The 13106-nt window shown below is 56.5% G+C and carries 10 protein-coding genes; 6 read left to right on the top strand and 4 right to left on the bottom strand.

Annotated elements, in window-relative coordinates; genetic code table 11:
- Window positions 1-46: 46 nt before the first annotated feature.
- Window positions 47-1990, bottom strand: a complete 1944-nt coding sequence (gene macB, locus A8O29_RS15150) for a macrolide ABC transporter ATP-binding protein/permease MacB (protein ID WP_125353868.1) — start codon at window positions 1988-1990, stop codon at window positions 47-49.
- Window positions 1987-3102, bottom strand: a complete 1116-nt coding sequence (gene macA / locus A8O29_RS15155; protein WP_125353867.1) for a macrolide transporter subunit MacA — start codon at window positions 3100-3102, stop codon at window positions 1987-1989. The genes macB and macA overlap by 4 nt, the downstream gene beginning before the upstream one ends.
- 149 nt (window positions 3103-3251) lie before the next feature.
- On the opposite strand from macA, the gene A8O29_RS15160 reads away from it, so the two are divergent.
- Window positions 3252-4208: a VirK/YbjX family protein gene (locus tag A8O29_RS15160; protein ID WP_125353866.1), complete on the top strand. Its 957-nt coding sequence runs from the start codon at window positions 3252-3254 to the stop codon at window positions 4206-4208.
- Here the strand turns inward: A8O29_RS15160 and A8O29_RS15165 are convergent.
- A complete protein-coding gene (locus A8O29_RS15165; RefSeq protein WP_125353865.1) occupies window positions 4205-5863 on the bottom strand; it encodes an ATP-dependent endonuclease in 1659 nt (552 codons plus the stop codon). The genes A8O29_RS15160 and A8O29_RS15165 overlap by 4 nt on opposite strands.
- 398 nt (window positions 5864-6261) lie before the next feature.
- On the opposite strand from A8O29_RS15165, the gene aqpZ reads away from it, so the two are divergent.
- The 4 genes from aqpZ to hcr all read left to right on the top strand — a co-directional run bounded on the left by aqpZ (window position 6262) and on the right by hcr (window position 10759).
- Window positions 6262-6957: an aquaporin Z gene (gene aqpZ, locus A8O29_RS15170; RefSeq protein WP_125353864.1), complete on the top strand. Its 696-nt coding sequence runs from the start codon at window positions 6262-6264 to the stop codon at window positions 6955-6957.
- A 125-nt stretch (window positions 6958-7082) separates the two neighbouring features.
- On the top strand, window positions 7083-7982 hold the full coding sequence (locus A8O29_RS15175) for a LysO family transporter (protein ID WP_110509933.1): 900 nt from the start codon (window positions 7083-7085) through the stop codon (window positions 7980-7982).
- Between the two features lie 145 nt (window positions 7983-8127).
- Window positions 8128-9780 carry a hydroxylamine reductase gene (gene hcp, locus A8O29_RS15180; RefSeq protein WP_125353863.1) on the top strand — a complete coding sequence of 551 codons (1653 nt, stop codon included), beginning with the start codon at window positions 8128-8130 and terminating at the stop codon, window positions 9778-9780.
- A gap of 10 nt (window positions 9781-9790) precedes the next feature.
- Entirely contained in the window at window positions 9791-10759 is a 969-nt protein-coding gene (hcr, locus tag A8O29_RS15185) for an NADH oxidoreductase (RefSeq protein WP_125353862.1), read from the top strand.
- A 40-nt stretch (window positions 10760-10799) separates the two neighbouring features.
- Here hcr and A8O29_RS15190 read toward each other — a convergent pair whose 3' ends face one another.
- Window positions 10800-11225 (bottom strand): DoxX family protein, encoded by a 426-nt coding sequence (locus tag A8O29_RS15190; protein ID WP_125353861.1) that lies wholly within the window; start codon window positions 11223-11225, stop codon window positions 10800-10802.
- 152 nt (window positions 11226-11377) lie between these two features.
- Here A8O29_RS15190 and poxB point away from each other — a divergent pair, with 152 nt between their 5' ends.
- Window positions 11378-13096, top strand: coding sequence for a ubiquinone-dependent pyruvate dehydrogenase (poxB, locus tag A8O29_RS15195; RefSeq protein ID WP_125353860.1), 1719 nt, complete (start codon window positions 11378-11380; stop codon window positions 13094-13096).
- Window positions 13097-13106: the final 10 nt, after the last annotated feature.

The raw sequence follows: 13106 nt of genomic DNA on the forward strand, positions 1-13106 counted from the left end.
CAAAATGCCAGTCACTGTTTTTCCATGACTGGCATTTTTATGCCTGCTATTCCCGCGCCAGCGCATCCACCGGATCGAGCCGGGCGGCATTTCGCGCGGGTAACCAGCCAAACAGCACGCCGGTCAGGGTCGAACAGATAAACGCCATCAGCAGCGCCAGCGGGGAGAAACCGATTCCCCAGTCGGGCAAAAACAGCTGCAAAGTGTAGGCGATGATCAGCGATAAACTGACGCCCAACGCGCCGCCCACCAGACACACCAGCACCGCTTCAATCAAAAACTGTTGCAGTACGTCGCTGGCTCGCGCGCCAACCGCCATGCGGATGCCGATTTCACGGGTGCGTTCCGTCACCGACACCAGCATGATATTCATCACCCCGATGCCACCTACCACCAACGAAATGATCGCCACCAGCGTTAAGAACAACTGTAGTGTATGTGTGGTCCGCTCAGCAGTTTTCAAGATGCTGTCCATATTCCAGGTGAAGAAATCTTTCTTCCCGTGGCGCAGACTCAGTAAGCGCGTGAGCTGTTGATCCGCCAGCGTGCTGTCATAACCTTCGTTCACGCGGACCGTGATCGAGTTCAGCCACGACTGGCCAATCACCCGCCCGGCCATCGTGGTGTACGGCAACCAGACGCGGAGGATTTTACTGCTGCCGAACATTCCCTGCTTTTCATCCGCCACGCCGATAATGGTGGCAGGCATATTGCCCACCAGAATGATTTCACCCACCACATTGGCTTTATTCGGAAACAGCTGGCGACGGGTATTCCCGTCAAGCACCACCACCTGCGCCCGGCCGTTGAGCTGCACGTCATTGAAGGTATTCCCTTCGCTGAAGGTCATGCCGTAAACGTTAAAATACTGCGCGCCCACGCCTTCTACGCTGGCCGAAACGTCGGTATTGCCCACCCGCAACCGCAGGCTTTTCGACACCGCTGGCGTGGCAGAACTCACCCAGGATTGCTTCTGAATCGCCAACAGGTCGTCATATTTCAGCGCTTGCTGAAATTGCGGATCGTCGTCACCATAATCTTTGCCGGGATAAACATCGATGGTATTGGTCCCGATGGCGCGGATATCCGCCAGCACCATCTGCTTCGCGGCATCGCCCACCACCACAATCGACACCACCGAGGTGATGCCGATAATGATCCCAAGCATCGTTAACAGGGTGCGCATTTTGTTGGCCGCCATTGCCAGCCAGGCCATCGCCAGCGCCTCGCGAAAGCCGCTGATGAATTGCCGCCAGCCGGAAAACTCACCGGTTGTTGCGATGTTTGACGCCCCCGACAGCGCTATTTTTGCCGGTGGATCGCTAATGATTTCGCCGTCGCGGATTTCAATGATGCGCTCAGCCTGCGCCGCCACCATCGGATCATGGGTGACGATAATCACCGTATGCCCCTGGGATTTGAGTTGATGCAGGATCGCCATCACCTCTTCGCCAGAATGGCTATCGAGCGCCCCGGTCGGTTCATCAGCCAGAATCACCTGCCCGCCGTTCATTAGCGCGCGGGCGATACTCACGCGCTGCTGCTGACCACCGGAAAGCTGCGAAGGCTGATAATCTACACGATCGCCCAGCCCCAGACGCTGCAACAGTTGCTGCGCCCGCTCAAGGCGTCGTTTGCGTTCCGTGCCCGCATACACCGCAGGCACCTCCACGTTTTGCGCCGCCGTCAGGTGCGACAGCAAATGGTATCGCTGAAAAATAAAGCCGAAATGCTCGCGACGCAGCCGCGCCAGCGCATCGCCGTCGAGGGTTGCTACGTCGGTGCCCGCGACACGATAGGTGCCGCTGGTCGGCTTATCGAGGCAGCCGAGAATGTTCATCAGCGTCGATTTACCGGAGCCAGACGCGCCGACGATCGCCACCATTTCACCCGCATGAATGCTGAGCGTGATCCCTTTCAGGACCTCAACGCTCTGGTCACCGGAAGGATAGCTGCGACGAATATGGCTGAGTTCCAGCAGCGCCGTCATTTCGCCGCCCCTGGTTTGCCCTCTCCGGTAATGACTTCATCGCCCTCTTCCAGACCTTTCACCACTTCCACATCGGTGTCGTTGCGTGAGCCGAGGGTAATTTCCCGCTCTTTGACTTCGCCGTTACGCAGCAGGCGCACGTTGTAACGGTTATCGCCCGTCGCATCGCCCAGCGCAGAAAGCGGAATGCTCAGCACATTGTTCACACCCGAAAGCTGAATATGCACCTGGGCGGTCATTTCCAGGCGCAACACACCTTTCGGGTTCGGCACTTCAAAACGCGCGTAATAGAAAATGGCGTCATTGACCTTTTCCGGGGTCGGCAGAATGTCTTTCAGCGTGCCTTCGTAGCGGGTCAGCGGATCGCCCAGCACCGTAAACCAGGCTTTCTGACCCGGTTTAAGGTGAATCACGTCGGCCTCAGAGACCTGGGCTTTTACCAGCATAGTGCGGAGATCGGCCAGGGTAAGAATATTGGGCGCCTGCTGGGCCGCGATCACCGTCTGGCCTTGCAGGGTGGTAATTTGCGTCACTTCGCCCGCCATCGGCGCCAGAATACGGGTGTAATCGAGGTTAGTTTTGGCGGTATCCAGGGTCGCCTGGTTGCGCTTGATTTGGGCATCAATGGTGCCAATCTGTGCCTCTTTTACCGCCACGTCCGTCGCGGTGGTGTCCAAATCCTGCTGCGAAATAAGCTTAGTTTTGGCCAGCTGCTGGTTACGGGCATAGGTCACCTGCGCCAGCTTGCGTTCCGCCAGCGCCTGCAAGCGCTGCGCGCGCAGCTCCATCAGCGTCGCTTCCACCTCTTTGATTTGGTTTTGCGCTTGCTCAGGGTCGATAACCCCCAATAGCTGATCTTTCTTCACCTTGTCGCCAATCGCGACCGACAGCGTTTTCAGCTGGCCGCTGACCTGCGCGCCGACGTCGACTTTACGCACCGCGTCCAGTTTACCGGTCGCCAGCACGCTCTGTTGCAGGTCGCCCTTCCGGACAATCAGCGTTTGATAGCTCGGCAACGGCGCGTTCAGCGTCCGCCATAACCAGAACCCCGCCAGCAGTATCACCCCGGCGAGAACCAGGTAAATTTTTTTGCCCTTTCCCTTCAGCTTCATAAAAATCCTACGTGTTTATCTTCTGCCGTTGATTGTATCTAAACATTACCTCAACGAAACCTCTCTTTTCTGGCTACGTCCAGGCCGTTGCCTCTGCGTTGAGAAACGCGTTGGTAAATTCGCATTTTCACTCCGGCAAGGTGTCCCGTATGTCACTCAACGCAGAACTTTCTTATTCAGAGCAACTGAACCCCAAAACTGGCTGGCAGCTGTTTCGGTTATTGAGCAGCGGGCAACTGATGCCGGGTCTGGCCTGGAAAAACCCGGCCTATCGCCGCAAGTTTATGCTGCGTTCGCTGGCGACGCCATTCAGCACTGCCGCGCTGTTATCGCGCCTTGCAGAACAGCCTCAATTGCTCGACATGCTGCACGTGCAGCCGGGCCTGCCGTGTCGTTTGCACCGTCCATGGCTGTCGATGAACATGCCGCGCCAGAATGCCACCGAGGCGCTGATTGCCCATTATCAGATTATGGCTCAGTACCTGCCGGTTCAGGTGATGAATGCCTGGCTCAGCCGCCGGGGCGTGACGCTCGCCAGCCTCACCGGACGCGACGAACAGACGTTCCATATCCGTCTACTCTCGGACGCATTTCTCGACAAAGAAGGTGAAGCCACGTTGGTATTTACCGATGCCGACAACACCGTATTGGCAGAATTGACCTTTACGCTGTGCCCGTTTGACGGCAAGCGGACGCTGTATATTGGTGGCATGCAGGGCGCGAAATCACACGTGCCGCACGAGCTGATTCAGGCCGCCACCAAATCGTGCAACGGCCTGTTCCCGAAACGCCTGCTGGTCGAAGCGGCGATGGTCCTCGGCCAGAAAATGGACGTGGAAATGATTCGCGCGGTGAGCAATGAAACGCACATCTACCGCAGCGTGCGCTATCGCCGGAAAAAACAGGACAAGCTGCACGCGGATTACAACAGCTTCTGGGCATCGCTCGGCGGGAATGTCGACGATAACGGCGACTATCTGCTGCCGCTGACCCTACCGCGCAAACCGATGGAAGAAATTGCCAGCAAGAAGCGTTCCGAATATCGCCGTCGTTATGAACTGCTCGACGGCCTGCAGATGCAGACCGCCGGAGTGTGTCAGCGCTAATCTGCCCGCCCGCGTGCCAGCCATAGCACGCGGGAAAACATCTTACGCAGCAGGCCCGGAACGGCATCAACACCGCGTCGTCCGGCCTCCATCGCCACTTCTATCGCCAAATCCGGTTTTGATGAGCGGTGAATCGCTTTGATGATCACCCGCCGCATATTCATCGGCACACCGTCCGGGATTTGCGCCACCCGGTGATACACGTCGTCAAACCCCTGCCGGTACATGAAGTGTTCCATATCCAACGCAGGAAGCGTGGTGAGGTGATGCCGCTCAAGCTCCCGGTCATTATTCAGAAGGCCGCGCACCGTGGCGGCGTACTTTTTCCCCGCTTCGTCGCCGTCGACTAACACGTGCCATTCAATGCCCATCCGCCGGGCAAACTTAATCAGCGGTTTGAGGCCTGACTGCGCGAACTCAATCACTTTAATCCCTTCGGCATCAAAGTGGTGCCCGCACTGGCGCGCCAGCTCGTTGATAACCCAGGTTTCCGTTTCGCCTTCCACCAGCAGCCAGCAGCGGGAAAAGAGCGATGAGGCACGGTTAAAGCGAATGTGAAACGCAATGCGCCGCCCGTCTTCCGCGCTCAGGCCGTCCGGCCCAAGACGCCAGGTGGCGACGCGCGAGGAGTCACGCACCAGACGGCAGACGTGCTCCACCGGGGTCATCGACAGTAATTCCCCGGAGTTGGTGGTCGTAATGCGCTGGAGCGGCAACAGGTTCAGCAAATTCCACGCCACCGAGAGCATGATTGGATGCAGCCGCGTTTCCGGATCTTCCACCAGCAGCAGCGGTCGCGCGTCTTTATCGAGCCGCACCGTGCCTTTGGCCTGCAATAAGGTGGCAAACAGCCCCAGCAGGATCACCCGATGGCTGCGTCCACCCGGTTTGTCGATCATCCGGTTGATGATGTCGAGATAGCGCCAGCTGCGCTGTTCGTCGTGGGAGCGGCGGCGCATCAGCCGATGGCGCGAATCCGCAGTGCCCTGTTCGGAAAAGTAGTGTTCCAGCAGCTGCACCATCGCCGAAAGCCCCTGGCGAATCTGTCCGTCGGACAAATTTTGCGGGCTGCTCACCAGTTCCCGGGAGAGGAAATCGAGTTGTCGGGCGGTAATTTCGACATCAGGCACATTGGGCACCGTGCCGTTACGGATCCGCCGCATAAATCGGGCATCGCGCAGGCGCAGCACCGGCATCAGCCGCACCAGATGCCCTGCCCGGGCGTCAATATCGTGCAGCGGCAGCGCGTGGCCTTCCCCATCGATAAAGCTGCGCAGGGTCATCACCGTGTCATCTTCCGCCAGCTCGCCTTCGAGGCGATAGTGAATGCGCTGATAACCATCGAACGAAGGCACCCAACACGGCGATAGCGGGCGATAGCGGCGCACGCGATGGCGACCAGGTTCCAGCTCGCGGAAGGTCAGAATAATATGCAGATGGTGTTCGCGGCCCTGAACGTCTCCAGGAGGAAACCAGAAATCGTCGCGGACGAAGTGATAGAGCTCAGACTCGGGTGATAACAATAAGGTCAGCGCATCCAGCAGGCTGGATTTACCCCAGGCGTTCTCACCGATTAATACGTTGTTCTGTTCCAGCATCAACGATAACCGGTTGATACCCCGAAAGCCCACAATCTCCACTCTTTCGAGAAGCATATGCCCTCCGCCTGAAAACTTCCCTTTCGTTAACAGCAGTATAGCGGCAGGCCTTGCGCGGTGACAGGCGAAGAAAAGTAATCTTATGACAAAAAATGTCCGTGACTTTTTCGCAGTGAAACAAGTAGCCCCACATTTAATAACGGCTTGTAATGAATTTAATTTTAATCAAGGTTTGTATGGCGAAAATTAAACTATACTCAAATCAACTCAACCACGTACAAGGAATGACCAGACATTAACTTAAATCAATATTAGCGGCTTTATTTAACTGGTTAGGGGTAGCGTTAGTTCTTAAAATAACGGGTCTTTAATTATGTCGTCTTCCCCTTTTGGCGATAAATAATGTCCGGTGCAGAATTAACTGACACCGTCACTGTTATTTTTTTGAGGTGGTTATGTTTAAAAAACTGGCTGCAGAATGTTTTGGTACATTCTGGCTTGTATTTGGTGGTTGCGGTAGCGCCGTGCTGGCGGCAGGTTACCCGGAATTAGGTATTGGTTTCGCGGGCGTTGCACTGGCATTTGGTTTAACCGTACTGACCATGGCCTATGCTGTGGGTCATATTTCTGGTGGTCACTTCAACCCGGCTGTCACTTTAGGTCTGTGGGCTGGCGGTCGTTTCCCGACTAAAGATATTGTGGGTTATATCGTTGCTCAGGTTATTGGCGGCATTATTGCAGCAGCAGTACTTTATCTGGTTGCCAGCGGTAAAACCGGCTTTGACGCTGCGGCAAGTGGCTTCGCGTCTAACGGTTACGGCGAACATTCACCGGATGGCTATTCCATGCTGTCTGCTATCGTGATTGAAATCGTTCTGACCTGTGGCTTCCTGATGGTGATTCACGGTGCAACGGATAAACGTGCTCCGGCTGGTTTCGCGCCAATCGCTATCGGTCTGGCACTGACCCTGATCCACCTGATCAGCATCCCGGTAACCAACACCTCTGTTAACCCGGCGCGTAGCACCGCGGTCGCTATCTTCCAGGGTGGTTGGGCACTGCAGCAGCTGTGGCTGTTCTGGGTAATGCCAATCATCGGCGGTATCCTCGGCGGCGTGCTGTACCGCACCCTGCTGGAAAAACGCGACTAATTCGCGACTGCATTCCCTGAAGGCCCGGCATTGCCGGGCCTTTTCTTTTTTTGGCAGCTTTACTCCCTCCCGCTCTTTCGGTAGTGTCAGGTGCGCTTTTTACACACAAAAGGACCGTGCCGTTCATGTTTTCGGGATTGCTTATTATTCTTGTGCCGCTGGTGGCAGGTTACCTGATCCCCCTGCGCCATCGTCATGCGCTGCAGTGGATTAATCGTCTGCTGAGCTGGATTGTTTACGTTATTCTCTTTTTCATGGGCATCAGCCTGGCGTTTCTGGATAATCTGGCCAGTAATCTGCTGGCCATATTTCATTATTCTGCCGTCAGTATTGTGGTTATTCTGCTGTGCAATATTATTGCCCTGCTGTGGCTCGAACGCACGCTTCCCTGGCGCCACAACCATCAACAGGAAAAATTACCCTCTCGTATAGCAATGGCAATGGAGTCATTACAGCTGTGCGGCGTGGTATTACTGGGCTTTCTTCTGGGTCTTACCGGCTGGCCCATTTTGCATCACGCCACCGAAGCCAGCGAATATACCCTGATCTTCCTTTTATTCCTGATTGGTATCCAGCTTCGCAATAATGGAATGACCCTTAAGCAGATTGTACTTAATCGCCGGGGAATGATGGTCGCGGTGGTCGTGGTCCTGAGTTCACTGGCAGGCGGCGTGATTAATGCCCTTATTCTCGGTCTGCCGATAAAAACCGGCCTGGCCATGGCGTCGGGCTTCGGCTGGTATTCGCTGTCCGGTATTTTACTGACCGAATCTTATGGCCCGGTAATTGGCAGCGCCGCCTTCTTTAATGACCTGGCGCGCGAGCTTATCGCCATTATGCTGATTCCCGGCCTGGTATTACGCCACCGTTCGACGGCCCTCGGACTGTGTGGCGCCACGTCGATGGACTTTACATTGCCGGTATTACAACGTTCCGGCGGTCTGGAAATTGTGCCTGCGGCTATTGTCCACGGCTTTATTCTGAGCCTGCTGGTTCCGCTACTGATGGCGCTTTTCTCCGCGTAATACTCCCAAGGCGGTAGCGCTCGCTGCCGCCAAAATTGCGTTAAATCAATCTCCCTGCAAGTTGCCCGACATATCCCTTTTCAGCGCTTTCTCACAGGCTTACCCTTAAACATGTATTTTAAATATAACTTATAAAGGTGTGATTATGTTCTGTGTGCAATGTGAACAAACCATTCGTACCCCGGCCGGTAACGGCTGCGCTTACGCCCAGGGAATGTGCGGCAAAACCGCGCAAACCTCTGACCTACAGGATTTACTGATCGCCACGCTGCAAGGGCTTTCTGCCTGGGCACTCAAAGCCCGCGAATTCGGCATCATCAGTCATGAGGTCGACAGCTTCGCTCCGCGCGCCTTTTTCTCTACGCTGACCAACGTGAATTTTGATTCACCGCGCATCGTCGGCTATGCCCGTGAGGCCATCGCCCTGCGTGAGGCGCTCAAAGCGCAGTGTCTGGCGAAAGATGCCAGTGCTGCGGTCGATAACCCGATGGCCGATTTACAGCTGGTCAGCGACGACCTTGGTGATTTACAGCGCCAGGCCGAAATGTTCACCCCGAATAAAGACAAAGCCACCATCGGGGACAACATTCTCGGCCTGCGCTTGCTGTGCCTCTACGGCCTGAAAGGCGCGGCGGCGTACATGGAACACGCCCACGTACTCGGCCAGTACGACAACGACATCTACGCGCAATACCATAAAATCATGGCCTGGCTCGGGACCTGGCCTGCGGACATGAACGCCCTGCTGGAATGTTCAATGGAAATTGGCCAGATGAACTTCGCCGTGATGCGCATTCTCGACGCCGGTGAAACCAACGCTTACGGCCATCCAACCCCCACGCAGGTCAACGTGAAAACGGTGGCGGGCAAAGCGATTCTGATTTCCGGCCACGACCTGAAAGACCTCTATAACCTGCTGCTGCAAACCGAAGGCACCGGCGTGAACGTCTATACCCACGGCGAAATGCTGCCCGCGCACGGTTACCCTGAGCTGCGCAAATTCAAGCATCTGGTCGGGAACTATGGCAGCGGCTGGCAGAACCAGCAGGTGGAGTTCGCCCGCTTCCCAGGCCCCGTGGTGATGACCTCCAACTGTATTATCGACCCCACCGTCGGAGAGTATGACCACCGCATCTGGACCCGGAGCATCGTCGGCTGGCCGAACGTCAGCCATCTTGAAGGCGATGATTTCACGCCGGTTATCGAACAGGCCCAGCAGCTGGCGGGCTTCCCGTACAACGAAATTGAACACTTGATCACCGTCGGTTTCGGCCGTCAGACTCTGCTCGGCGCGGCGGATACACTGATCGACCTGGTCAGCCGCGAAAAACTGCGTCACATTTTCCTCGTCGGCGGCTGCGACGGCGAACGTACCGAACGCAGTTACTTCACCGATTTCGCCACCAGCGTGCCGGACGACTGCCTGGTCATGACCCTCGCCTGCGGCAAATACCGTTTCAATAAGCTGGATTTCGGTGACATCGAAGGCCTGCCACGCCTGGTGGATGCGGGTCAGTGTAACGACGCTTATTCGGCAATTATTCTGGCGGTGACACTGGCGGAAAAACTCGGCTGCGGCGTGAATGACCTGCCGCTATCGCTGGTGCTCTCATGGTTCGAGCAGAAAGCGATTGTCATTCTGCTGACGCTGCTCTCTCTGGGCGTGAAAAACATCGTCACCGGGCCAACCGCGCCGGGCTTCCTGACTCCGGATTTGCTGGCTGTCCTGAACGAGAAATTTGGCCTGCGCGCCATTACCACCGTCGAGCAGGATTTACAGCAGATGCTGGGCGCATAAGGAGCAGACCATGACCATGCCAACTCCACAATGCCCGTGGCGGATGCAGGTGCATCACATCACCCAGGAAACGCCGGATGTATGGACCCTGTCGCTGCTGTGTCACGATGCCTGGCCATATCGCGCCGGGCAGTATGCGCTGGTGAGCATCCGTAATTCTGCGGATACGCTGCGCGCGTACACGCTGTCGTCCACGCCGGGCGTGAGCGAGTTCATCACCCTCACCGTGCGCCGCATTGACGATGGCACAGGCTCTGAATGGCTGACCCGCGATGTCAAACGCGGCGACTATCTGTGGTTGTCCGATGCGCAAGGTGATTTTACCTGTGACGATAAACCCACCGACAAACTGCTGCTCCTGGCGGCAGGTTGCGGCGTCACGCCGGTAATGTCGATGCGGCGCTGGCTAGCGAAAAATCGCCCTGACGCTGACGTGCAGGTGATCTTCAGCGTCCGTTCGCCGGAAGAGGTGATTTTTGCTGACGAGTGGCGGCACTATCCGGTCACGATAGTGGCGGAAAACAATGCCACGCACGGTTTTGTCGCCGGGCGTTTAAGCCAGGCCATGCTTGAAAGCGTGCCGAATCTGGCAGCGCGGACGGTCATGACCTGCGGGCCTGCGCCGTATATGGAGTGGGTGGAAGAGAACGTGAAGCGGCTCGGCGTGACGCGTTTCTACAAAGAAAAATTCTTCACGCCGGTCGCAACAGCCGCCACTAGCGGGCTGAAATTCACCCAACTGCACCCGGCAAAAGAATTTTATGCGCCGGTCGGCACCACGCTTCTGGAGGCGCTGGAAAGCAATAAGGTGCCGGTGAATGCCGCCTGTCGCGCCGGTGTTTGCGGGAGTTGTAAAACGCAGGTGGTCAGCGGGGAGTATACCGTTACCAGCACTATGACCTTGACCGGGGAAGAACAGAAACAGGGCTACGTGCTGGCCTGTTCCTGTCATCCTCAGGGCGATTTAGTGCTCGCCTGATAAAACGCATGCCCGGTGGCGTTGCGCGCACCGGGCCTCTTTACTCGCTTTTCCCTAACGCGTAACGCCCTGCCCCCAGGCAGACAATCGCCAACGCACCGATGAAGTAATAGACCAGGCTTTCAATGGCCCAGGCTCCCACTGCGTCCAGCGCGAAAGTTTTTCCGGTACCAACCATCAGCCACGCCACCACCATGGTCAACGCCAGAACCAGCGCCGCCGGGCGAGTCAGAATACCCAGCACAATCAGACACGGAGCCACCACTTCGCCAATCAGCACGCCGTAAGCAATAAAGCCCGGCAGCCCTTTCGCCACCAGCATCCCACTGATGCCGTCCACGCCGTGGAACAGCTTATGCAAACCGTGAAACAGCATCAGCCCGCCGACGGCAAGACGTAACAGAAGTTTGCCGAGATCGTCCCCGGTACGTGTTTGTCGTCTATCCATGAACAATGATTTAACCATTTGACGTTATTCCTTATTTTCCCTGTATTCCATCCAGATTATGCCGAAGAACGACACAAATAAACCTGCTGAAAATAAGGGGATTTTGCCGGGCACACCAGTGAGTTTCATCTAAGCTTGTAAGCGGTATCACAAAAAGGAGAAGGAAACCCATGAAACAAACCGTTGCGGCCTATATCGCAAAAACTTTTGAACAAGCCGGGGTAAAACGAATCTGGGGTGTCACCGGAGACTCCCTCAACGGGCTCAGTGACAGCCTTAACAAAATGGGCACCATCGAATGGATGCCCACGCGCCACGAAGAGGTGGCCGCGTTTGCTGCGGGTGCCGAAGCCCAGCTCACCGGCGAACTGGCAGTCTGCGCCGGTTCCTGCGGGCCTGGCAACCTGCATCTGATTAACGGTCTGTTTGACTGCCACCGCAATCACGTCCCGGTGGTCGCCATCGCCGCGCACATTCCGTCGAGCGAAATCGGCAGCGGTTATTTCCAGGAAACCCATCCGCAGGAGCTGTTCCGCGAATGCAGTCACTATTGTGAACTGGTCTCTTCCCCCGAACAGATCCCACAGGTGCTGGCGATCGCGATGCGCAAAGCGATACTTAACCGTGGCGTTTCGGTAGTGGTGTTACCCGGCGACGTGGCGTTGAAACCCGCCCCGGAAAGCGCCAGCACCCATTGGTATCACGCCCCGCAGCCGGTGGTGGTGCCGGAAATGGAAGAGCTGCGTAAGCTCGCGCAACTGCTGCGCTACTCCAGCAACATCGCGTTATTGTGCGGCAGCGGGTGCGCCGGAGCGCATAAAGAGCTGCTGGAGTTTGCCGGCAAGCTGAAATCGCCGATTGTCCACGCCATGCGCGGCAAAGAGCACGTTGAATACGATAACCCGTACGACGTCGGGATGACTGGGCTGATCGGTTTCTCATCCGGTTTCCACACCATGATGAACGCCGACACGCTGGTGCTGCTCGGCACCCAGTTCCCGTATCGCCCGTTCTACCCGGCCGATGCCAAAATTATTCAGATAGACATTAACCCAGCCAGCATTGGCGCACACAGCAAAGTGGACATGGCGCTGATCGGCGATATCAAAGCCACGCTCGCCACCTTGACGCCGCTGCTGGAAGAGAAAACTGACCGCGCGTTCCTCGACAAAGCGCTCGAACACTATCGCGATGCGCGTAAAGGGCTCGATGATTTAGCCAAACCGAGTGAAAAAGCCATTCACCCGCAGTATCTGGCGCAGCAAATCAGTCATTTCGCCGACGATGATGCTATTTTCACCTGCGATGTTGGCACGCCCACCGTGTGGGCTGCGCGCTACCTGAAAATGAACGGTAAGCGCCGTCTGCTCGGCTCGTTCAACCACGGCTCGATGGCCAACGCCATGCCGCAGGCGCTCGGTGCGAAAGCCACCCTGCCAGACCGACAGGTGGTCGCGATGTGCGGTGACGGCGGATTTAGCATGCTGATGGGGGATTTTCTCTCAGTGGCACAGCTCAAACTGCCGCTGAAAATCGTGGTCTTCAACAACAGCGTGCTCGGCTTCGTAGCGATGGAAATGAAGGCTGGCGGCTACATGACCGACGGCACCGATCTGCACGACACGAACTTTGCCAATATCGCTGAGGCCTGTGGTATCACCGGGATTCGCGTCGAAAAATCGGCTGATCTCGATGAAGCATTACAGCGGGCGTTCAGTATTGACGGGCCGGTGCTGGTGGACGTCGTGGTGGCGAAGGACGAACTCGCCATTCCACCGCAAATTAAGCTCGAACAGGCCAAAGGATTCAGCCTGTATATGCTGCGTGCGATCATCAGTGGGCGCGGCGATGAAGTGATCGAACTGGCGAAAACCAACTGGCTCAGGTAAAAAGAGAGGC

It is taken from the genome of Scandinavium goeteborgense (assembly GCF_003935895.2).
Classification (GTDB): Bacteria; Pseudomonadota; Gammaproteobacteria; order Enterobacterales; family Enterobacteriaceae; genus Scandinavium; species Scandinavium goeteborgense.

What these genes read in the sequence shown, in the direction of transcription:
- macB (WP_125353868.1), bottom strand. Translation starts at nt 1,990, where the DNA reads ATGACGGCGCTGCTGGAACTCAGCCATATTCGTCGCAGCTATCCTTCC.
- macA (WP_125353867.1), bottom strand. Translation starts at nt 3,102, where the DNA reads ATGAAGCTGAAGGGAAAGGGCAAAAAAATTTACCTGGTTCTCGCCGGG.
- A8O29_RS15160 (WP_125353866.1), top strand. Translation starts at nt 3,252, where the DNA reads ATGTCACTCAACGCAGAACTTTCTTATTCAGAGCAACTGAACCCCAAA.
- A8O29_RS15165 (WP_125353865.1), bottom strand. Translation starts at nt 5,863, where the DNA reads ATGCTTCTCGAAAGAGTGGAGATTGTGGGCTTTCGGGGTATCAACCGG.
- aqpZ (WP_125353864.1), top strand. Translation starts at nt 6,262, where the DNA reads ATGTTTAAAAAACTGGCTGCAGAATGTTTTGGTACATTCTGGCTTGTA.
- A8O29_RS15175 (WP_110509933.1), top strand. Translation starts at nt 7,083, where the DNA reads ATGTTTTCGGGATTGCTTATTATTCTTGTGCCGCTGGTGGCAGGTTAC.
- hcp (WP_125353863.1), top strand. Translation starts at nt 8,128, where the DNA reads ATGTTCTGTGTGCAATGTGAACAAACCATTCGTACCCCGGCCGGTAAC.
- hcr (WP_125353862.1), top strand. Translation starts at nt 9,791, where the DNA reads ATGACCATGCCAACTCCACAATGCCCGTGGCGGATGCAGGTGCATCAC.
- A8O29_RS15190 (WP_125353861.1), bottom strand. Translation starts at nt 11,225, where the DNA reads ATGGTTAAATCATTGTTCATGGATAGACGACAAACACGTACCGGGGAC.
- poxB (WP_125353860.1), top strand. Translation starts at nt 11,378, where the DNA reads ATGAAACAAACCGTTGCGGCCTATATCGCAAAAACTTTTGAACAAGCC.